Here is a 22,827-nt window from a genome sequence, read left to right on the forward strand (position 1 = left end):
TGATGAATGTCTTCTTTTTCTATTGTACCAGACCCCGATAGAGTCGAATATTTCCAGTGTTGTGTGCCCCTGTTTCAAATTTTATATGGTAGACCATTTCTGTTTTTAAGGTCTTGAAAAAAAATCTGCTCATTCGCTGTAAACAGGCAATCCCTTAAAGCAATTGCCGAACTCGTGACGGGCATATAGGATTCTCCCAGCTTATCGCTTAATCCCTTTCTTAATTCCGCGTTAGTGATGGCAGCGGCATCCTTTTGGCAAGGAAATTTTGATCTTTGACAAGAGTTTATCGCCAAAAGATACAGCGAACAGCACGCCCGAACGCCCAGATCATCAAAACAACCACCACCACCATTGCCAATGGCTATGTTTACGACCATGCCGGGCGCAGGCTGAATGCCAAAGAGAACATCAACAGCCAGGGAGAGGTGGTACTGAACAAACTGGGCTATAACGAGATCGGTCAGTTAAAGCAAAAGCAGCTGCATAGTACCGATGGAGGATCTACCTACCTGCAGCTTACCAAATATGCCTATAACGAAAGGGCATGGCTAAAGGGCAGTATCAGTAGCGAGTTCGGTATGAAACTGGGCTATGATACCTTAAGCTACCCACAGTACAACGGCAACATCAGCGCACAACTATGGGGTACGGCGGGCAGCTATCCCAACCGCTTCGATTATACCTACGATAGGCTGAACCGCTTAACCGAGGGCAGCAGTACCGGTATAGCGATGAGCGAGGTGATTACCTATGATGTGATGGGCAATATGACCACCCTGTCGCGCGACGGGGGCACGGCACATCCGTATTTTTATACGGGCAACCGGCTCAACCATGTCGATGCGGTTACCAATCCCTATTCGTACGACCAGAACGGGAATACCACCATCGATGGGCGGATGAACCTTACCCAGACCTATACCCATCTGAACCAGCTTAAGCATGCCAACACCACGGGACTGAACGTATACTATACCTATAATGCCCTTGGCACCAAGCTGAGGCGCGAGGTGCTGACTGCCGGGAGTGTGGTAACCGATTATGTGGACGGGATCCAATATACCAATGGAGCGATAGACTTTATCCGGACCGAAGAGGGCAGGGCAAGGAACAGCAGTGGTACCTATGTTTACGAATACGACCTGACCGACCACTTGGGCAATGTACGCTATAGTTTCGATAAGAACGCAGGGGTGTTGCGGAAGCTTCAGGCCGACGACTATTACCCTTTTGGCTTAAGAAAAGTTGCAACTGTTGGCAATAATGATTATCTTTATAACAGTAAGGAGTTGCAAACGGAGCTTGGGAAGTATGATTACGGGGCAAGGATATATGATCCGGTGATAGGAAGGTGGAATGTGGTTGACCCTTTGGCGGAGAAGTTCTACAGCGTGAGCCCGTACAACTATACCGACAACAATCGTGTGAACAACATCGACCCGAACGGGATGGAGACCTATTATGGACAGGAAGCACAGGATATGTTCCGGCAGATACAAAATAATTTAGTAGGTGGAGGAGATGGTCCAGGTCCAAAGAAGCAAAACAAACCTAAAAAGAAGGAAAGTGGAACTGAAGCTGCAAAAAAGGTTTTAAAGGATAATTGGTTTTTAAGGATATTTGCTGGAAGAGAGGTAATGAACGCTGGGAGGGCATTGGATGCCTATGATGAAGAGGGTTGGCTAGGATATATAAATACGTCAATCTCTAATGCCCATAAGGAGATTGGGTTTGATTTTGGTAATGGTCAGTATGTTAATCCTTGGGCTAGAACGGCTATGGGCTTTCAAAACTATACTTTTACCCAGACAGCGAAAGATGGGAACTTATTGCTATATTCAACAAAGATTGGGAATGATGTCATAGAATTTGGTGGCGACTTCTCAAAATCAAAGGGTGTGTTGACGATAGGTAACTTTGATATTGATGGTAACCTAAATAATAAGCTTGGCTTTAAAGCATTATCCGACATCATAAAAGCATTTGGTAAGAGTCAAGGTGTAGAGAAGGTTATAATCCAAGGTGCGAAAAGAACCACTGGTGCGAATCCGGGCAAAGTTCCTTCTCCACTAACGTTTAACATAGATAAATAGCAATGGCAAAAATAATTTTCTACGGATGGGAGGTTGGTATGCGAAAAATACCATTTATACATCTTTTGCAAGATAAAGCGGGCCTATCATTAGGCGAGGCTAAAAAAATGAAAGACAGATTAGTAGATAATGATGAAACGGTTGAACTTTTTGTTGAAGATGATCTGCTTGCCAAAGAAATTCTAGAAGAAGCCTTGAAATTGAAAGTGAAGGGGAAAATTGAATAGTCTTTGATATTACAAAATGAAGCCCGAACTTTCAAGTTCGGGCCTTGCTGTTTGATAAAGTTAATCTTCTTTCCTTTTCTCGAAGTCAATGGTTAGCCTGTTGGTTTCCACGGTAACGAGCACTTCGTCTCCGATGTCGAAGCCGGAGCTCCGGAGCCATTCCCCCTGGAGCATGATGAGCGGAACCGTGCCACCATCCGAGGGTGGCCACTTGTAGTAGACCTTCAGCCTGGAGTTGCAATTGGAGTTGCTACCTTTGAGTAGGGACATTTTAGGCAGCTTCTCTTTCTTTCTCTCCATCATCTATTGAACTTGAACTGGGGCCAAGTAACCTGACGATGAATATCTTCTTTTTCTATTGTACCAGACCCCGATATAGTCGAATATTTGCAGTTTTGCCTGTGTCTTTGTTTCAAATTTTCTATGGTACACCATTTCTGTTTCTAAGGTTTTGAAAAAAATTCTGCCCATTCGCTGTAAACAGGCAATCCCTTAAAGCAATTGTAGAACTCGTGACCGGCACACAGGATTTCCCAAACTTATCGGCTTATATCCCTTCTTAATTCAGCGTTAGTGATGGCAGCGGCATCCTTTTGGCAATAGAACACATTTTCTGGTAGAAAAATTATGCCAAAAGATACAGCGAACAGCACGCCCTAACGCCCAAATAAACCAAAGACGAGAACTGTACCACTGGAAAGATCGGTACCAGCGAAGAATTCAAGGATATGGAAGATAGGGTAGTGCTTAAACGGGTTGGAATTGCAATTGGAATTCCACTGGGCTACGATGCCTTGAGCAATTCACAGTGCAAACTTATTTCACCGTAATCTCATCAAAAAAGCTATGTGCTAAACCACCAGAACCTTCATGCCAGGCAGGAAGCACACCGTAGTTTTTAGCTATTATTTTAATATACCTGCAATCTGAATTTACTTTTACGCCTAACTCTTTAATTTGAACAGCATAATCTTTCGCTTCTACTGGTGCTTTAACGTTTCCTATTAACTTAAAGTTCATATCCGCTCCAGCTGCATAAAACTCAGTATCTGGCGGAAAAACTATCCAAGCCTGCGTATCTTGCAAAGCACCAATGCTAACCGTATTTACGTTTTGCATTTTCCCTAAATCTAAAATCGCTTCGAAATCTTTGCCCCAAAAGCCTTGCCAGCGATTCCCAACCCGCCAATTCAGTGTGCCCCTAACTCCATCAATTAGACCTTCGTTTCCCCCGGCCGTAAAGCTCTTATTAATTTCACTGTTAATTTTTATTGTATAATTATTCGTTATTTTCTGATAAGTTGCACTACTTACATAACTCGTTATATAGCCATTTTTATAAGCAATCGCCTTAATGGTAACCGCATCACTAATAGTGAATGACTTAACATAGGCAAAGCTCTTTTCATTTGGTGATGAACCATCTAGTGTATAGTAAATTTCTGTTCCAGGTAAGGCAGAACTAAGCGAAATTTCGGCACTCGTTTTAAACGTTTCTTGCGGACCGTCTATAATTGGATTTGGAACAATTAAGTTTTCGGTGATTTTCATCACTGGTTTCTGTAAAGTGCTCAAATATTTCAGATCTGGCGTAGCCGATAAAGCGAAGGTTAAGTTTGCTCCATTTGCCAAATCAGAAAAACCTAAAAATAATTTTTTATAAGACTTATCGTTCAATGTAATTCCTTTTATATAATAATTTGTTTCTGTTTTAGCAGGAGCATAAATCATCACTTTCTTTCCATTCTCTAAACTAATCGTCATTTTTTTAAACCAAGGTGTCCCAATCGTGTACATATTATTACCTGGTGAAACGGGATATATCCCCATCGAACTCATCACTAACCAAGCACTCATCTGTCCACAATCTTCATTACCTGATAAACCATCTGGCTGATCATGATATTGCTCATTCATAATTTTGTGGATGTAAAACTGGGTTTTCTCTGGATGAGAAGTGAAATTGAATAAATAAGCCATATGGTGACTGGGTTCGTTGCCATGAGCATACTGTCCGATTAAACCTGTAATATCACTTTGATCCCGCCCAGTTAAACCTAGTTTTGTTGTAAATAATTCATCTAGCTTTTGCTGATAATTTTTTTCACCTCCCATTAGCTCCATATGCCCATTAATGTCTTGCTGCGTGCTAAAACTATAATGCCATGAGTTTCCTTCTGTGTAATTATTATTTACTTCCGTTGGATTAAACGGTTTCCACCAACCTCCATTATTACGCGCTCTAATATGGCCAGTTGATGGGTCATATACATTTTTCCAGTTTTGTGCACGAGTAATGTAATTCTGATAGTCAGCATCCTCACCAATCATTTTTGCAAACTGAGCAACGCACCAATCATCGTATGCATATTCTACCGTTTTCGATGCACTTTCATGCTCTATATCGGCCATTACGGCTCCTTGATTCGCATACAAATCAATACCAAATTGTTTACGATTAACCGCATGTTTCATTGCTTGTAAAGCCAATTTGGTATCAAAATCCCTAATTCCCTTTGCATAGGCATCCGTAATAACTGGGATAGCATGATTTCCTATCATACAATAGGTTTCTTCGTTGGCTAATGGCCAAATGGGTAATAATCCACCCTCTTGGTACATGGCTAAAAAAGTTTTAACAAAATCTAATGTCCTTTTTCGATCGAGCAGTGTTAGAAGTGGGTTTTCTGTACGATAGGTATCCCATAAAGAGAACACACTATAGTATTCAAAGCCATTCGCTGTATGTACCTTATTGTCTAAACCCCTATATCTATGGTCAACATCCATATAAAGATTTGGATTAAGAAAAGAATGATATAATGCTGTATAAAAGGTAGTTAATTTTGATTTGTTTGATTCTTCTACATCGATTTTGGCGAGCTCCTTATTCCAAGCTAACTCAGCCTTTGAAACAGTTTTTACAAAATCGAAACCATCTTTTTCGCTATTTAAGTTCTTTAATGCACCAGCTGCATCAACTGCTGAAATAGCTACTTGCGAGTAAATACTTTCTTGCTGATCCGTCTCAAATTGAATAAACAATTTAATATTAGTTCCTTTTGCTTTTTTTAAACCAGGTTGTATTTCATCATTAATTGCTATGCCATACGATTTAAACGGTTTACTGTAACGCACATGAAAATACAATTCTTGACCTTTAGCCCAAGCACTCGATTTTCGATAGCCCTTTATTTCGCGGTCGTTCACAATTTCTACCCAACTAGCTAAAACTTTATCGCGATGCTTTAAATCTATAATTATGTTTGCTTGTTTCGTATTTGGATAGGTAAATTTATATAATCCAGCTCTTCTAGTTGTGGTTATTTCTGCGCTAATCTTATATTTATCTAAAAACGTTCGGTAGTAGCCCGGACTCGCTTTTTCATTTTTCTTTTGAAATGGAGAGGAATATTGTTTATTAGAAAACTGGGGCTTCCCAACAGTTGGCATAAATAAGAAATCGCAATAGTCTTCAATTCCTGTACCACTTAAGTGCGTTTGTGAAAAGCCATACACCAACGAATCGGTATAGTGATAGCCAGAACAACCATCCCAACCATCTAAACGTGTATCTGGTCCAGGTTGAATCATTCCAAAGGGTAGCGCCGGACCAGGGTAGGTGTGCCCATGACCTCCTGTTCCAATAAAAGGATTTACGTAAGTAGTATAATTTTTCTGAGCAAACGTGAAGTTCGCTAGGAGTAAAGCAGCTATAAATAAGTGGTACGGTTTCATTCTTTTATTTCTATTTTCTTCATTCTCGAAAAAGGATATCCATTGCATCCTTTTTTAGGATTTAAGCGGTCTACATAAGCTGTTTTTTCAGCTATTTCGTCACTTTCGGCATTGTAGGCCGTTAAACAAAATCCCCATTTATAGGGTTCCATCCCAGTGAAAGTCATGTAATCGATACGGGTGTACTTATTGGCATCTTCTTTATTCCCCACATCGTTTTTGGCAACTAAATATTGCTTTTCAATATTCCATTTTATAATATGGAATTTCGTTGATGGATTTTGAATCCAAAGGCTATCATTAATCGAATAGCTTATCCCATAATCGTCTGTAAAGCTCCCTAAAGCAAATGCAGGTGCTTGGAGGTTCGTACGTTGAGCGAAGGTAAAAAGTGGGAAGAACAGTATTAAAATTAACTTATATTTCATCTTATGCATTTAAAGCTAAAATTAAATCCTTTACAAGTTGTTCAGAAGTTTGCTCTACAGCAAATTCGTCTTCAATACTTCCCATTTTAGCATTTTTGTTGCGATAGTGCATTTTACTTGCCATTTTTATCCGTGCAGAAGCATGAAATACCTTTGCACCCGTTTTTTCTTTAATAAATTTAATGTTTTGTGGATTAATTCCGGAACCTGGCATAATTTCGATCCTATCATTGGCTAACTGCACTAATTTGGTTAATTTTTCAAGTCCGTTAAGTGCGGTTTCTGCTCCGCCGGAAGATAATATCCTTGCAAAACCCAAATCTATTACATCTTCTAAGGCCTTTTCTAGGTCGTTACACATATCGAAAGCACGATGAAATGCAGCGGGCAGGGGATAAGCGGTGTCTAGTAGTAGTTTACAGCGTTCTTTATCTATCTCGCCATTTGGCGATAAAATACCGAAAACAACACCATTACAACCCAAATCTTTACAAGATTGAATGTCGATCTTCATCAGTTCAAATTCATCGGCAGTATACAAAAAATCGCCTCCTCGTGGACGAATGATGGGCCAAACTTCGATTTTTAGTCGTTCGGTAGCCATTTTTATCGTTGCATAACTTGGGGTAGTCCCACCCTCGGCCATATTCTCACACAATTCTACGCGCACAGCACCTCCTTGTTCGGCTGCTAACGCAGATGCAAAAGAGTTGGCACAAACTTCAAGCTCCATGTCTATTTCCCATTTCCTAGTAATAGCTCTTTCCTTTTATCACCAAATCCTGCTTCATGGAATCACAAACCGCATAACTAAAGCCTTTTTGAATTGCATAAGCACCATATTCGCCATTCTTATTCAAGGCTAAAAAGCCAACTTGAATATTTTTTGCGGTTTCTGGTTTCTTTTTGATGATTCGCATCACGGCTTCTTTACAGGCATCTTCTGGAGAGTAGCCTTGTCTCATTAATTCGACTACTAAAAAAGAGCCGACATTACGTACCACCTCTTCCCCAACACCCGTAGAGGTAGCCCCTCCAACTTCATTATCTATATACAAACCAGCGCCAATAATTGGGCTATCGCCAATTCTGCCATGCAATTTATACGCCATGCCACTCGTAGTACATGCTCCAGAAAGATTTCCTTTCGAGTCCATCGCAATCATTCCAATAGTATCGTGATTATACTGATTTCCAGGTAACTTTTGAGGAGCAGCTTTATCATAAAGTTTGTTCTCGATGTTCATTACAGGTTCGTATTTTGCAGTTTTTAGCCATGCTTTCCAAGCCTTTTCGCTCGCTGGAGTAAGTAAGTTTTCTTTTTTAAAACCCTGCTCCAATGCAAATTGCAATGCTCCATCACCTGCTAGCATTACATGAGGCGTTTTTTCCATCACTTTACGTGCCACAGAAATAGGGTGTTTAATGTGTTCTATTGCCAGCACTGCCCCGATATTGCCATTCTCATCCATAATGCATGCATCTAGTGTTACTCGCCCATCGCGGTCGGGTAATCCTCCATAACCAACAGATTGGTTTGATTCATCCGCCTCAGGCACCCAAACGCCTTGCTCTACCGCATCTAAAGCACGTCCGTTTTTGCTTAATACTTTCCATGCATCCGCATTTGCGGCAACACCAAAATCCCAAGTTGAGATTACAATAGGTTTATTCACATCGCTTGGTAAACCAGATCCGATACTTTTTTTATCCAAGGCTAATAATCCTGCCGATAGGGCAGTCGTCTTAATGAATTTTCTTCTATTTATCATGTATTTATTTGAATAGCTACGAATTTATCTTAAAATCATCAGCATCCCTTAAAAAAGGGAATTGCCTGCGGATCTTTTCTAATTCCGCATAATTAATGCTGAATGTATATAAATCTTCATCTTCTGGTTTGTAATAAATGGTATTCCCATGTGGATCTATGCACATGGAGTGTCCGCTATGATAAACTTGGTTACCATCGTGGCCAACACGATTAACTGCAACTACATAGCTCTGGTTTTCGATGGCACGCGCATGAATCAGCGTGCGCCAATGCGATGAGCGTTTATCTGGCCAACTTGCCACCAGCAACAAAACATCATACTCAGCATTTTTATTGCGAAGCCAAACCGGAAAACGCAAATCATAGCAAATGGCCAATCTAATCTTCCATCCTTTTAATTCTACGATCAATTGCTTCGTACCTAGCGTGTAATGCTTGTCTTCATCGCCCATACCAAACAAGTGATGCTTATCATAAAATTGATACTCACCATTGGGCAGCATCCAAATCATACGGTTAAAGTATTTTCCGTTTTCATTGATAATTAACGTTCCGGTAATCACGCAATCGTACTGAATTGCAGTCTTTTTTAACCATTGCATAGTTTTACCACCCATTTCTTCAGCAAGTTCTTGGGCTTTCATGGTAAACCCAGTGTTGAACATTTCGGGCAAAACAATTAAATCTGTTTTCTCTCTAACCCCACTAGCTAGCCTGAGCGAAATATTTTGAAGGTTTTTATCTACATTTTCCCAAAACAAATAGGCCTGAAAGACGGTGATCTTTAAGTTTTGTAGGTTCAAATAGTTTTCACTTTCCATGTAGTTGCAATTAATTTTAAACTTTCATTAAACTTTCAACAGCTTTTTCTAAGGTATCTTGTTGTTTAGCAAAACAAAATCGTAATATCTTCTCGTCTGTGCCTTTTGTATAAAACGCAGACAAGGGAATACTGGCAACACCATGTTCTATTACCAATCGCTTAGCTAAGTCCGTATCTTTTTCATCACTAAAATGCGAATAACTTACACATTGAAAATAAGAACCTTTACAAGGTAATAATTTAAATTTTGTTTGCGCCATTAAGCTGCAGAACAAATCTCTTTTTTGTTGAAAAAAAACAGCTAATTCATCGTAAATATCTTCATTCTTCAGATAGTTGGCTATACCCACCTGCATGGGTGTATTTACGCTAAAAACGTTAAATTGATGTACTTTTCTTAATTCAAGTGTTAGTTTAGTTGGTGCTAAACAATATCCAACTTTCCAACCTGTTGTGTGTAATAATTTACCAAAAGAAGCAACAATAAAGCTGCGTTCTTTTAACTCAGGATAAAGTGCGATGCTCTGATGCTTTACACCATCAAAAATGATATGTTCATAAACCTCATCACTTAGGATAATTATATCTGTATTTTTAGTGAGTTTAATTAAAGCGTCGATATCTTTTTTAGTTAGAATACTACCTGTTGGATTGTGTGGATTGTTTAATATAATCATCTTCGTGTTTGCTGTAAAAAGCTTTTTTACCATCTCCCAATCAATCTCATAATCGGGTCCATGTAACTCAAAGGGTTTAACCAATCCTCCAAACAATTTAACGGCAGGAGCATAACAGTCGTAAGCAGGTTCGAAAATAATTACTTCGTCGCCCGAATTTATCGTTGCGGCCAAAGCGGTAAATATGGCTTGGGTACCTCCAGCAGTAATCGTGATCTCGGTTTCGGGGTCATAGTTTGCTTGGTAAAAACGATTGATCTTAGTGGCGATTAGCGCTCTTAACTGCATCAGTCCAGCCATAGGAGCATATTGATTGTGACCAGCTTTTATGGCTTCAACAATAGAATTGATTAATTTTTCTGAGGCACCGTAATCTGGAAAACCTTGAGAAAGGTTAATCGCATTATGCTCTTGCGCCAATTTAGACATTACAGAAAAAATGGTAGTGCCTACAGTAGGTAATTTCGAATTTAATAGAAACATTAAGTACGAAAATAGAAATAATTCCCCATTTTCTTTTCTGTTAAATAATTGATAATTTAGCTACATGACTTTTAAAACCAAAGAAAGCAGGCTGCTCCTAGTTTTAAGTGCTTTTTTCGTAGCCAATGCCATTTTATCTGAATTTATTGGAGTAAAGATTTTTACTGTAGAAGGTACATTAGGTTTAAGAAAGTTCGACGTGAATTTATTTGGCGTACCCAATCTCTCTTTTAATATGTCGGCCGGCGTGCTTACATGGCCAATTATATTTATCATGACCGATATTATAAATGAGTATTTTGGAGTGAAGCAAGTGCGTTTTTTATCCGTATTAACCTGTATTCTTATTGGTTTCGCATTTTTAGTTGTGGGTTTGGCCATGAAACTTCAACCTGCAGATTTTTGGCAGTTGCAAAATGTTCATGGACAAAATATTAGTATGCCAATTGCTTTTGATGCCATTTTTGGTCAGGGTATGTGGATTATTGTTGGATCAATTATAGCTTTTTTAATTGGGCAAATGGTTGATGTATTGGTTTTTCACAGGATTAAACGATTTACAGGTGAAAGAGGATTATGGCTAAGGGCAACTGGATCTACAGTAATTTCTCAGTTTGTAGATAGTTTTGTGGTTATTTTTATTGCCTTTTATCTTAACCCTGCCTACAATTGGAGTTGGGAAATGGTTGCAGCAATCGGATTGGTAGGTTATACCTATAAATTTATAATTGCTTTAGTGATGACTCCGGTTTTATATATTGTTCATACCTTAATTGATAATTATTTAGGGAAAGATCTTGCGCAACGCATGATAAAAATGGCAGGAAGGGGGTAGGTTAATCCCTTATAAACCCAATTTAGTGACATTCATATAGCAAAAAGACCATTATTTTTTGTATCTTTGTGCAAATTTTTAAACATTAATGAAGATATTTATTACAGGCCTTCCTTTAGAAGTAGGGGAAGAAGAATTAACAGCCGTATTTGGTGATTTCGGTCAAGTAAAATCACTTAGAATTATTAAAGATCGTGAAACCAATCAGAGCCGTGGCTTTGGGTTTGTAGAGATGCCAAATGATGAGGAAGCTAAAGAAGCTATCAAAAGAATGAATGGTGGCGACTATAATGGTAACCGGATTAAGGTTGCTGAAGCACAAGAAAAACCAAATACTGGTGGCGGTGCTGGAGGTGGTTTTAAACGTAACAACAGCAGAGAACGTAGCTTCTAAAGTGTAACGCTTTAGTGATAAAGCATTTTTAGCGAAATTTTTTACAACTTAATTTTTCTTAAAAGTAGTTTTCAGTAACAACTAGATAGCTAACTTATAAAGTATTGCGGACCTAGGTTCGCTTTTTTTTTAACATCAGCATTCATTTTTCTATTTCTCGATTAGTAGTTAAATACGTATCTTCAAAAAATGATATTTATTCTTAATTAGAGTAAGAAAATGGATAGGAATAAAAACTTTATGCATTTCGTAATCAAAGAAATGGAATACTAAGAGATGAAAGTAGACTACATAGCGTTATCTGTACCCATTTTTTTCATCCTAATTGGAGTAGAATTAGCCTATGCATTTTATAAGAAGCTTCAATATTATCGCTTTAACGATTCAATCTCAAACTTAAGTCAAGGCATTGGTTCCCAGATTACGGGTTTATTTATGAAAACCGCATTGTTTTTTGGCTATTCTTACATTTTTAAGCATTGGCGATTATTTGATTTACCAAACACAATATTCGTATTAGTTATTTTATTTATTGGAGTAGATTTCTTTTATTATTGGTTTCATCGGATGAGCCATCAAGTTAATGCCTTATGGGCTGCGCATATCGTTCATCACCAATCTGAAGAATACAATTTAACGGTCGCATTAAGGCAATCTTGGTTTCAGAGTTGGTTTGCATGGGTATTTTATCTGCCTTTGGCTTTTATTGGCTTCGATCCTCTCTTATTTGTTACTTTAAGTGCTTTTAACACATTATATCAATTCTGGATTCATACTCGAGCCATTAAAAGTATGGGCTTTTTAGAGCATATCTTAAACACACCATCTCATCATCGTGTTCATCATGGCTCTAACCCGAAATACATCGATAAAAATCATGCGGGTACCTTAATCATTTGGGATAAGTTATTTGGCACATTCCAAAAGGAAGATGAAGAAGTTTATTATGGAATAACTACGCCTTTAGCAAGCTGGAACCCGGTTTGGGCAAATTTTCATTATTGGATAGAACTCTGGCAAACTGCAAAACGGTCGTCTACGCTAAGCGACAAAATTAAAGTATTTACGAAGCCTCCGGGTTGGTATCCGTCAAGTCTAGGGGGCTTTAAACACCCACCTGAAATTGATATCGAAAACTATAAAAAGTATGATGATAATTATCATTATAATGTGGTTTTATACGTTTCATTTCAATTTTTAATTGCCTTACTCTGCGGCTCTGCATTATTATTTTTAAGTGCTAAAATGCCTATAAACTATCTAAGTTTTGCCGCTACCTTTATCATATTTACCCTACTAAGTTGTGGGGCAATACTCGAAAAAAGAAACTGGTTAAAATTCTTTGAGTTTTCCCGCTTATTCCTCAGCATTGTTGCTGTTTACCTTTTAAAAGAAGAAATAGGTATAATTTGGCTAGTTGTTACCACCATTAGCATACAACTTATTTCGATATTTTGGTTCTATTATTTACAAAGTTCTATTTTATATGCTCAAAAAACACCAAGGATTTAATTTTGTATTTGCTTTAGTTTTTATCATTCAACTTATTACTGAATCAGATACGTTAACTCATTTATTTCTAATCCCTAACATCCATTATTTTGTTAAACCATTAATTACGATATCTCTATTTACTTTATTGCTTTACCATACAGGCTTAAGAGGTCGTTTTTCTAAACGAATAGGGGCGGGACTACTTTTTGGTTTAGCAGGAGATGTTTTTCTTTTATTTGAAGATCAAAACGAATCATTTTTCATCTTTGGTTTAGTCGCATTTTTATTGGGACATATCGCATATATGAGTGCATTTTATTTAGATTATCGCGTAAATAAGACGGTATATCAGAAGTATACTAAACATGCAATGATTGGATTCGGCCTATTTAGTGTCGTTTTTTGCGCTTTATTATGGTCTTATTTAGGTGATCTTAGATTTCCGGTTATAATTTATGCACTTGCGATTTCCTTAATGGGGATAATGGCCGTAAATCGATTTGGAAGAGTAAACTCCTTAAGCTTTAAACTCATTTTCTATGGATCATTATTATTTATTCTTTCCGATTCAGTTTTAGCAATCAATCGGTTTGTATACGAATTTAAAGTATCGGGGATAATTGTAATGGCTACCTATATGGCTGCTCAGTATTTAATCACCATGGGCAACATAGAACGAAAAATGAAAAAGAAAGTAGAAGAGATATAAGTTCTACCTATTTAATCATAACCCCAGGCTTATTTAAAATTGGAATACGGATCATGTTTCCTTCCACGATGCTCTCTGGCAGAAATATAAATTTTTTGTCGAAAATTTCTTTGTCTATATAATAACTTAACCAATACTCGTTAGTTAATCCGAATACTTGCGTATCTATAGCTTCAACTCCGGCGAAAGAATTTGGAGCTAAATCCCCAATAAAATGCCTTAAAAGAGAAGTTTTAACTTGTTTACCCTCCTTTTCGCCATAACCTTTAGAAGAAATTAGCACATTGGTAATGGCCTTGTTCTTAAGATTAATAACATAAACTGTCCAATTCTTAACCTCTGGGCTTTCACTCATTAAAACCACAGCAATGGCAATATCTTCTACGATATTATTTGGTAAATCGGCTTTCATGGTAAAACTATTTTTTCTTGGCTACAACCTTTTTCTTAGCAGGTGCCTTTTTCTTAACCTCGAATGCTTTAGGCAATTGATCTACAATTAATTTTTTAACCTCTTCTAAAGAAATCTCAGCTAATTCTTGTTGAGTATATTTCGCTTTGGTTTTCGGATTATTTCTCAACTTTAACATTTCCTTGCCAAAACGGATAAATGGTCCCCATCTGCCATTTTCGATAGCGATTTTTTCACTTTCCCATTGTTGGATATAGCGATTGTTTTCTTTCTCTATTTTTTTCTCAATCAACTCTTTTATATCATTGGCCGATAAAGCATCAAAGTTATACGCTTTAGGTACGTTGATAAAAAGGCTATTCCATTTTATAAAAGGTCCGAAACGGCCAGTTCCTTTAGTTACAGGCAATCCTTCATATGCAGCAACTGGGGCATCGGCCGTAATTTTCTCGCCAATGATTTCAAGGGCTCTTGCCTGATCAACCGTTAATGGATCTTCATTTTTCGGGATAGAAATGAATGCTTCACCCCATTTCACATAGGGTCCAAATCTACCTACACCTACAGAAACTTCCTTGCCTTCGTAGTCTTCCAGCTGGAAAGGCAACTTAAACTGATCTAGGGCTTCTTCTAAGCTAACGGTACCAACGGATTGATTTTTAGACAAACTAGCATAGCGGGGCTTATCGGCCAACTCATCATCACTCAGCTCCCCAATTTGAACTAACGGGCCGTATCGACCAACTTTTGCATATACATTTTTACCCGATAGCGGATCAATGCCCAATAACCGTTCGCCATTTGCCCGATCTGCATTTTCCAAGGTATCTTCTACCTCATTATGAAAAGGAGTATAAAAAGAATGGAGCATTTTTGTCCATTCCTGTAATCCTTGTGCAATCTCATCAAATTGCTTTTCAACTTTAGCTGTAAAGTTAAAATCTACAATTCCTTTAAAATGTTCTACTAGAAAGTCATTCACCACTTCACCAATATCAGTAGGGAAAAGTTTTGCTTTTTCGGCGCCCGTAATTTCAGATTTGACTACTTTAGTAATGCTTCCATTTGCTAAAACCATGCTTACAAACTCTCGTTTCCTACCGTCTCTATCTTCCTTAACCACATAGCCACGGTTTTGTACAGTAGAAATGGTTGGCGCATATGTAGATGGCCTGCCAATTCCTAATTCTTCTAATTTTTTAACTAAACTTGCTTCTGTGTAGCGGGCTGGTGGACGAGAAAATCGCTCTGTTGCGGCTAATTCCTTAAGGATTAAAGTTTGTCCTTTCGTTAATGGCGGAAGTAAGTTGGTGTCTTCATGCTCATCTTCATCATCGTCTGTCGATTCTAAATATACCTTTAAGAAACCATCAAACTTCATCACTTCACCTTCGGCAATTAATTCTTCTTTTCTGGTACTTATACTAATGGCAGCAGTTGTTTTCTCGAATACCGCTTCGCTCATTTGAGAGGCAATGGCACGCTTCCAAATTAAGTCGTATAAGCGCTTTTCAGAATTATCACCATCCACACTGTGTTGGTTAAAATACGTGGGCCTAATGGCTTCGTGGGCTTCTTGTGCGCCGGCCGACTTAGTTTTGTAGACTCTTGGTTGGTGATATTTCTCGCCCCATGCCGACCTAATTTCGGCAGATGCGGCATCAATTGCAGTTTGAGAGAGATTTACCGAGTCTGTTCTCATATAGGTAATCTTACCACTTTCATACAGTCTTTGAGCAATTTGCATGGTTCTAGCTACCGAAAAACCCAATTTTCTTGAAGCTTCTTGCTGCAAAGTAGAGGTGGTAAAAGGCGCTGCAGGATTTCTTTTGGCTGGCTTTACCTCTAAATTGCTTACCGAAAAGCTGGCTGCAATGCCATCTTGTAAGAACTTTTCCGCATCAGCAGCTTTCTCGAAACGCTGGGGAAGTTCAGCTCGTACACTTTCTTTTTCCTTACCCGTTGTAAATTGAGCAGTAATTTTAAATGCAGCTGTTGAATTAAATTTATTAACCTCTCTTTCGCGATCCACAATTAATCGGACAGCAACAGATTGAACACGACCTGCCGATAACGACGGTTTAACTTTTTTCCAAAGTACAGGTGAAAGCTCAAAACCCACCAAACGATCTAACACTCGTCTCGCTTGCTGCGCCTGCACTAAATTATAATCTATGGTTCGCGGATTTTCGATTGCCTTTAGAATGGCAGGCTTTGTAATCTCATGAAAAACAATTCTTTTCGTATTACTTTCCTTAAGACCTAAGGTCTCGTATAAATGCCAAGATATGGCTTCCCCTTCACGGTCTTCATCGGATGCTAGCCATACCATTTCGGCTTCCTTAGCGAGTTTTTTAAGTTCGGTAACCACCTGTTTCTTGTCCGCAGGAACTTCGTAGGTTTGGCTAAAGTTGTTGGCAGTATCAATTCCCATATCACCTTTTACCAAGTCGCGAATATGACCATAACTAGACTTAACCAAAAAATCTTTTCCTAAATACCCCTCTATGGTTTTAGCTTTTGCTGGTGATTCGACGATTAGTAAATTTTTTGCCATTCAGAACGTTTTTCTGCAAATAAAACTATAAATAAGTCTAAAATCAAAATTGGTTTAGTAATTTTTTTTAAAAAAACGAGATAATTTTAGCATATTTAAGATGAAATTCACAACTTAAACACTTAATATGAACAGGTTAAGCTATTTTTAAACTTATCAATTTCTTTACGATATTATTATTTGAGACAACCATTTTGTGAGTAACTTCGTATATGCAAATATTGAGCGATTAAGACTTGATGTTTAGGCACACTGCCAACAATTCAGCAATAAAACAATTAACTATAATTATAAAACCCAAAAACATGATTAACTCCTTATTATTAGTACTTAGTTTATGGATTACGCCAAATCCACCAAAATCGGTTTATGATTTCACCATTAAAACCATCGATGGCAAAGAAGTAAAACTTTCTAAATTTAAAGGCAAAAAAATATTAATTGTAAATACAGCTTCGAAATGTGGATATACGCCTCAATACGAAGATTTAGAGAAGTTGCATAAACAATATGGTAAAGATGTAGTGTTAATTGGTTTTCCGGCTGGGAATTTTGGCGGACAAGAATTAGCAACAAATTCTGAAATCCAAGATTTTTGCAAAAAGAATTTCGGTGTTACTTTTCTTTTGAGTGAAAAGGTAAGTGTTAAAGGAACCGATATTAATCCATTATTTGCGTATTTAACTACTGAAGACAACCCTGATTTCAAAGGAGACATTAAGTGGAATTTTGAGAAATTCTTAATCAACGAAAAAGGAGAATTGGTACACCGTTACCGTTCGGCAACCAAACCATTGGATGCTGTGATTACAAAAAATTTATAAATTTATTCTTTACCTAGTAAAATCCCAACGCTTATCGCATTGGGATTTTTTTAGTTATTATTGGTGATGAATTATTCGCCTTACCTCATTCTTTTATTAGCTTTAAGTAGTGCATTGTACTTTATTTTCAAAAAAAAAGAAATAATAAAAGGGAATTTAAGCAAGGCTGATCTGGAGCTATTACGTACTAATGTAGATTTTTATGTACGCCTTGATAAAGTTAAAAGACAAATTTTTGAACAAAAGATCGCGACTTTTCTGTCTGAGGTTAAAATTGAAGGCGTGGGTTTAGAAATTAAACCACTAGATAAACTACTAATAGCATCTAGCGCAGTGATCCCGATTTTTGGCATGGATAAGTGGAAGTATAAAAATTTAACCAGTGTATTACTGTATCCCGATACCTTTAATAAAGACTTCCAGTTCGAAGGAAGCGAAAGAAACATTATGGGAATGGTTGGTACAGGATATATGAATGGGCAAATGATTTTGTCACAAACTGCATTAAGGCACGGTTTTTCTAAAAGTGCAGGAAAAGAAAATACAGGCATCCACGAATTTGTTCACCTTTTAGATAAATCAGATGGCGCTACAGATGGTATTCCAGAAAATTTATTGGCGCATAAATATGCATTGCCCTGGTTAAAAATGATGCACGAAGAAATGGAAAGCATTGCAAACAACAAATCAGACATAAATCCTTATGCATTAACTAACGAGGCAGAGTTTTTTGCTGTAGTATCCGAATATTTTTTTGAACAACCTGAGATACTTAAAGATAAGCATCCGGCTTTGTATGAACGTTTAAGCAATATATTTTCTCAGGATTTGGATTGAGGTTTAAAAACAGCAGAGCCCAGATTTCCTTACATGATGAAGAAAACAGAAAACACTTCATTTTTCCTAATATCTTAAACTCCGTTTCTTTGGTCAATTAGATCAAAAACAACAATTCACATCCTAAATTACTAAATTATTTAGTTTTTATTTTATTTGCAATACTAATTATATTAGTATTATATTTGCTTTTACAATGACGGAATTTGCCAATAAACATATTATTCATATGGATCAGGATGCTTTTTTTGTTTCAGTAGAAATAAAAAAAAATAGTAAGCTGGCTGGATTACCTGTAATTATTGGTGGTTTGTCTGATCGGGGAGTAGTGGCATCTTGTAGTTACGAGGCACGTAAATATGGGGTTCGTTCTGCCATGCCCAGTCGCATGGCCCGGCAGCTTTGTCCACACGCTATTTTTGTAAAGGGGAGTATGGACGATTATAGTAATTATTCTCATCAAATTACCGAGCTCTTGCAAGAAAGAGTACCCGTACTAGAAAAGGCAAGTATTGATGAGCATTATATCGACATGACGGGGATGGATCGGTTTTTTGGGTGTATGAAGTTTGCACAGGAACTTCGCAGTCATGTTTTAAACCAAATAGGTTTGCCCATTTCTTTTGGCTTATCTATAAATAAAACCGTTTCTAAAATTGCTACCAACGAATGTAAGCCCAATGGAGAGCTTCATGTAGAAAAACTCAATGTACAAGGTTTTTTAAACCCACTTTCCATTAAAAAAATACCGGGCTTGGGAGATTCTACTTTTTTAAAGCTTAGCGAAATGGGCGTTCGAAAAATTCATACGCTCACTCAAATCCCTCAAGATTTAATGTTCAAAATATTGGGGCAAAATGGCCTTAGTCTCTGGCAAAAGGCAAACGGAATAGATTATTCGCCAGTAGTTCCGTATAGAGAGCAGAAATCGATAGGCAAACAAACTACTTTCGAGAGCGATAGTATGGACGTGGCTGGCATGAAAATTATCCTTACCGATATGATTACGAAACTTGCTTTTGAACTTCGGCAAAAACAAAAGCTTACCGCATGCATCACCGTCACCATCCGCTATGCAAACTTTGAAACAGTTACGCAACAGGCTAAAATTCCCTATACCTCGCTAGATTCTTTATTAATAAAAAAAGCGAAAGATTTGTTCGATAAGGTATATCAGAAACGTATGTTATTGCGATTGGTCGGGGTAAAGCTGTCCCATTTGGTAAGCGGGCATGAGCAAATCGATTTATACGGACCATCAGAGAAAATCTATAACCTCTATCAAAGCATGGATAAAATGCGTTCTCGGTATGGAGTTGATGCCATCAAACTGGCAGTGGTAATGCCCCCAAAGAGAGATTAGTTCATTGCTCATTGGTTCATTTAGATTGCAACCAGACTTGTAAACGCCAAAAAAGAATCGCAACCCCATTCGCTAATTATCATGTTTTTAAATACTCATTCTCAATATAGTCTACGATACGGAACAATTGATATTAAAGATTTGCTTAACGAAGCAAGAGAGAAGGGTGTACATCAGCTGGTGCTAACCGATATCAACAATTCTACCGGTTGCATGGAATTTATCAGGCTTTGCCGCAAAGCAGGTTTTGACCAAGAAGATGTAGATGGTAAATTAATTCCGGCCTATACGATTAAGCCTACGATAGGAATAGAATTTAGAAGGGATAATAAACTTTTATATATCGGAATTGCCAAAAACAAGGAAGGAATGAAGGAATTAAATGATTTTTTAACACATCATAACCTTGGTAACTTGCCTTTGCCAGATGAACCCTTTGCGTTTAGCGCTGCATATGTAATTTATCCATATGGAAGTAGGATTAATTTAAGGGAAAATGAATACCTGGGTATTAGGGCTAATGAACTCCATAAAATTACGGGGAAGCCGCTAACTAAAATTAAAGAAAAATTAGTGGTGTTACATCCTGTAACGATTAAAAATAAACTTGAACACCGTTTGCATAAATATTTAAGAGCTATTGGTTTAGGTACAGTGCTAGGGAAATTGACAGAAAATGATTATTGTCAACAAGACGAAATGCTAATCCCAGAGGGAGAACTAAAAAAGAAATTTGAGAATTATTCATTCATCTTATCCAACACTCAAAAATTGTTAGATAGCTGCTGTATGGATGATTATACTTTTGGCAAGAAAAATAAAAGAACTTTTACCGGAGATGAAAAAGACGACCTTTCGTTATTAACCAAATTGGCAGTAGAAGGTGCCACTTACCGATACGGAAAAAATAACAAAGAAGCTTTATCAAGAGTTAAAAAGGAACTCAAGGTTATTGCGGAGCTAAATTTCTGCGCTTATTTTTTAATTACTTGGGATGTGGTTTGTTATGCAATGCGAAAAGGATATTACCATGTTGGGAGAGGATCGGGAGCAAATAGCATTGTAGCGTATTGCCTTAAAATAACGGATGTAGATCCGATTGCCTTAGATCTTTATTTTGAACGTTTTTTAAATCATAAAAGGAGCTCGCCTCCCGATTTTGACATCGACTTTAGTTGGGATGAGCGAGAAGATGTGCAAGATTATATTTTTAAGCGTTATCAAGCCAGCCATACGGCTCTTTTAGGTACAATGAGCACCTTTAAGGATAGAGCAATTATCAGAGAAATAGGTAAGGTAATGGGCTTGCCAAAAAGTGAAATTGACGATTTTACAGATCCCACAAAAGACCAATTGCATAAAGACAACATTGTTTTTAACAAGTTGATGTTTATTAATCGCATGATGAATGGGATGCCAAATCAACGCTCCATCCATGCCGGTGGGATATTAATTAGTGAGGAGGCTTTAACGTATTATACCGCTTTAGATTTACCACCCAAGGGCATGCCAACCGTACAATGGGATATGTACGAGGCCGAATTAATAGGTCTAGATAAATATGATATCCTTAGTCAGCGTGGAATTGGGCATATAAGAGAAGCCGTTCAGTTAGTGTTAAAAAATAAAAAAGAGCGAGTAGATATTCACGATTTTAAGTCTTTTAAAGACGATCCGAATCTAAATTCACAATTAAAAGCAGGAACGCCCATTGGATGTTTTTATATCGAATCGCCTGCGATGCGACAATTACTCAAAAAACTAACTTGCGACAACTACCTCACTTTAGTAGCAGCAAGTTCGATCATTAGACCTGGCGTGGCCAGTTCAGGGATGATGAAAATGTATATACAAAATTATCATAAACCAAATGACGTAAAGTATTTACATCCGGTAATGAAAGAGCAATTACAGGAAACTTTTGGGGTAATGGTTTATCAAGAAGATGTGATTAAAATTTGCCATCATTACGCAGGTTTAGATATGGCCGATGCAGATATTCTTCGTCGCGGAATGAGCGGAAAATACCGTGCTAAAATAGAATTCGATAAACTTGTACAGCGCTTTTTTGATCGGGCGAAAGAAAAAGGGAGAGATGAAACGGTAACTAAAGAGGTATGGCGTCAGGTATCAAGTTTTGCAGGTTATAGTTTTTCCAAAGCACATTCGGCTAGTTTTGCGGTAGAAAGTTATCAGAGTTTATATCTTAAGACCTATTTTCCAATGGAATTTATGGTTGCTGTTTTAAATAATTACGGTGGCTTTTATCAACGTTGGGTATATGTGCAGGTCTTACAACAAACCGGTGCAAAAGTTAATCTACCTTGCGTTAACCACAGCGATAGCGTGGTTAATATTAGTGGTGATGAGGTGTACTTGGGCTTTGTTGGGGTACAGGGTTTGGAAAATAGATTAATTGAAATCATCCCGCAAGAGCGAAAACAAAATGGCCTGTATATCGATCTTGAAGATTTAATTAAACGCACTTATTTAAATCTAGAACAAGCACTTATATTGATAAGGATTGGGGCCTTACGTTTTTCGGGCAAAACAAAAAAGGAGTTATTGTGGGAAGTCCATAACCATTTAGGAAACACATCAAAGCCCATAATTGGAAAAGAGCTTTTTCATTTACCCTCAAAATCCTATAATTTACCAAGTTTAGAAAGTAATCTCATCGAAGATGCCTACCAAGAATTAGAATTACTGGGATTCCCTATTACGCTTAGCATGTTCGATTTACTCAAAACCGGATATCGGGGGGATGTTCTTGCAAAAGATTTGCAGAACATGGAAGGAAAAATGGTAAAAATGTTAGGAAATTTTGTGTGTGATAAAACAGTGCATACGGTAAAAAATACCAAAATGTGGTTTGGTACATTTATAGATTATGAGGGTAATTTCTTCGATACCACCCATTTTCCGAATTCAAGTCCAATTTACCCTTTTAAAGGGAAGGGATGTTACCTAATTTTAGGTAAAGTAGTGTTAGATTTTGGTGTGCCTAGCCTAGAAGTGTTAAAGTTCGCTAAACTGCCGATTATAGAGAATCCGGTGCTGCAAAACTTTTCCACATAAAGGTGCATATTGCCCGTTATTTTATTAAATTCGCAAGGTTATAGTAAAACCAATTTTAAATTCGTTTTTTAGCGAACA

20 protein-coding genes are annotated in these 22,827 nt (G+C 37.6%); 10 read left to right on the top strand and 10 right to left on the bottom strand.

What is annotated here, in order from left to right; genetic code table 11:
* The first annotated feature begins 275 nt into the window (after positions 1-275).
* The gene (locus WG904_RS16420) at positions 276-2,096 is read left to right on the top strand and encodes an RHS repeat domain-containing protein (RefSeq protein ID WP_339580422.1); all 1,821 of its coding nucleotides are present in this window, start codon (positions 276-278) and stop codon (positions 2,094-2,096) included.
* A 2-nt stretch (positions 2,097-2,098) separates the two neighbouring features.
* Positions 2,099-2,323 carry a hypothetical protein gene (locus WG904_RS16425; protein WP_339580423.1) on the top strand — a complete coding sequence of 75 codons (225 nt, stop codon included), beginning with the start codon at positions 2,099-2,101 and terminating at the stop codon, positions 2,321-2,323.
* Positions 2,324-2,383: 60 nt separating this feature from the next.
* Here WG904_RS16425 and WG904_RS16430 read toward each other — a convergent pair whose 3' ends face one another.
* The 8 genes from WG904_RS16430 to WG904_RS16460 all read right to left on the bottom strand — a co-directional run bounded on the left by WG904_RS16430 (position 2,384) and on the right by WG904_RS16460 (position 10,246).
* On the bottom strand, positions 2,384-2,623 hold the full coding sequence (locus WG904_RS16430; protein WP_339580424.1) for a SymE family type I addiction module toxin: 240 nt from the start codon (positions 2,621-2,623) through the stop codon (positions 2,384-2,386).
* Positions 2,624-2,626: 3 nt separating this feature from the next.
* Positions 2,627-2,794 carry an IS3 family transposase gene (locus WG904_RS19665; protein ID WP_431844433.1) on the bottom strand — a complete coding sequence of 56 codons (168 nt, stop codon included), beginning with the start codon at positions 2,792-2,794 and terminating at the stop codon, positions 2,627-2,629.
* Between the two features lie 345 nt (positions 2,795-3,139).
* Complete coding sequence (locus tag WG904_RS16435; RefSeq protein WP_339580425.1) at positions 3,140-6,061, bottom strand: GH92 family glycosyl hydrolase; 2,922 nt, start codon at positions 6,059-6,061, stop codon at positions 3,140-3,142.
* Positions 6,058-6,489 (bottom strand): hypothetical protein, encoded by a 432-nt coding sequence (locus WG904_RS16440; protein WP_339580426.1) that lies wholly within the window; start codon positions 6,487-6,489, stop codon positions 6,058-6,060. Before WG904_RS16440 ends, WG904_RS16435 begins: the two co-directional genes overlap by 4 nt.
* 1 nt (position 6,490) lies before the next feature.
* Positions 6,491-7,222, bottom strand: a complete 732-nt coding sequence (locus tag WG904_RS16445) for a copper homeostasis protein CutC (RefSeq protein WP_339580427.1) — start codon at positions 7,220-7,222, stop codon at positions 6,491-6,493.
* Positions 7,223-7,238: 16 nt separating this feature from the next.
* Positions 7,239-8,261 carry a glycosylasparaginase gene (locus WG904_RS16450; protein ID WP_339580428.1) on the bottom strand — a complete coding sequence of 341 codons (1,023 nt, stop codon included), beginning with the start codon at positions 8,259-8,261 and terminating at the stop codon, positions 7,239-7,241.
* 16 nt (positions 8,262-8,277) lie between these two features.
* Complete coding sequence (locus WG904_RS16455; protein ID WP_339580429.1) at positions 8,278-9,084, bottom strand: nitrilase family protein; 807 nt, start codon at positions 9,082-9,084, stop codon at positions 8,278-8,280.
* A 16-nt stretch (positions 9,085-9,100) separates the two neighbouring features.
* On the bottom strand, positions 9,101-10,246 hold the full coding sequence (locus tag WG904_RS16460) for a methionine aminotransferase (protein WP_339580430.1): 1,146 nt from the start codon (positions 10,244-10,246) through the stop codon (positions 9,101-9,103).
* A gap of 64 nt (positions 10,247-10,310) precedes the next feature.
* Between WG904_RS16460 and WG904_RS16465 the strand changes: the two genes are divergently transcribed.
* From WG904_RS16465 to WG904_RS16480, 4 genes are all read left to right on the top strand, one after another.
* Positions 10,311-11,081, top strand: a complete 771-nt coding sequence (locus WG904_RS16465; protein WP_339580431.1) for a queuosine precursor transporter — start codon at positions 10,311-10,313, stop codon at positions 11,079-11,081.
* An 88-nt stretch (positions 11,082-11,169) separates the two neighbouring features.
* Complete coding sequence (locus tag WG904_RS16470; RefSeq protein WP_339580432.1) at positions 11,170-11,475, top strand: RNA recognition motif domain-containing protein; 306 nt, start codon at positions 11,170-11,172, stop codon at positions 11,473-11,475.
* A gap of 276 nt (positions 11,476-11,751) precedes the next feature.
* Positions 11,752-12,987: a sterol desaturase family protein gene (locus WG904_RS16475; RefSeq protein ID WP_339580433.1), complete on the top strand. Its 1,236-nt coding sequence runs from the start codon at positions 11,752-11,754 to the stop codon at positions 12,985-12,987.
* Positions 12,962-13,678: a lysoplasmalogenase gene (locus WG904_RS16480; protein WP_339580434.1), complete on the top strand. Its 717-nt coding sequence runs from the start codon at positions 12,962-12,964 to the stop codon at positions 13,676-13,678. Before WG904_RS16475 ends, WG904_RS16480 begins: the two co-directional genes overlap by 26 nt.
* Positions 13,679-13,685: 7 nt before the next feature.
* Here the strand turns inward: WG904_RS16480 and WG904_RS16485 are convergent, their stop codons facing one another.
* Complete coding sequence (locus WG904_RS16485) at positions 13,686-14,090, bottom strand: hypothetical protein (protein WP_339580435.1); 405 nt, start codon at positions 14,088-14,090, stop codon at positions 13,686-13,688.
* Between the two features lie 7 nt (positions 14,091-14,097).
* The gene (gene topA / locus WG904_RS16490) at positions 14,098-16,647 is read right to left on the bottom strand and encodes a type I DNA topoisomerase (protein ID WP_339580436.1); all 2,550 of its coding nucleotides are present in this window, start codon (positions 16,645-16,647) and stop codon (positions 14,098-14,100) included.
* 305 nt (positions 16,648-16,952) lie between these two features.
* On the opposite strand from topA, the gene WG904_RS16495 reads away from it, so the two are divergent.
* The 4 genes from WG904_RS16495 (at position 16,953) to dnaE (ending at position 22,749) form a co-directional block, all read left to right on the top strand.
* Positions 16,953-17,471, top strand: coding sequence for a glutathione peroxidase (locus tag WG904_RS16495; protein ID WP_339580437.1), 519 nt, complete (start codon positions 16,953-16,955; stop codon positions 17,469-17,471).
* Between the two features lie 66 nt (positions 17,472-17,537).
* Entirely contained in the window at positions 17,538-18,308 is a 771-nt protein-coding gene (locus tag WG904_RS16500) for a M90 family metallopeptidase (RefSeq protein ID WP_339580438.1), read from the top strand.
* A gap of 196 nt (positions 18,309-18,504) precedes the next feature.
* Complete coding sequence (gene dinB, locus WG904_RS16505) at positions 18,505-19,671, top strand: DNA polymerase IV (RefSeq protein ID WP_339580439.1); 1,167 nt, start codon at positions 18,505-18,507, stop codon at positions 19,669-19,671.
* An 81-nt stretch (positions 19,672-19,752) separates the two neighbouring features.
* A complete protein-coding gene (gene dnaE / locus WG904_RS16510) occupies positions 19,753-22,749 on the top strand; it encodes a DNA polymerase III subunit alpha (RefSeq protein WP_339580440.1) in 2,997 nt (998 codons plus the stop codon).
* Positions 22,750-22,827 lie beyond the last annotated feature (78 nt).

The sequence above is a fragment of the Pedobacter anseongensis genome (assembly GCF_037482965.1).
Classification (GTDB): domain Bacteria; phylum Bacteroidota; class Bacteroidia; order Sphingobacteriales; family Sphingobacteriaceae; genus Pedobacter; species Pedobacter anseongensis.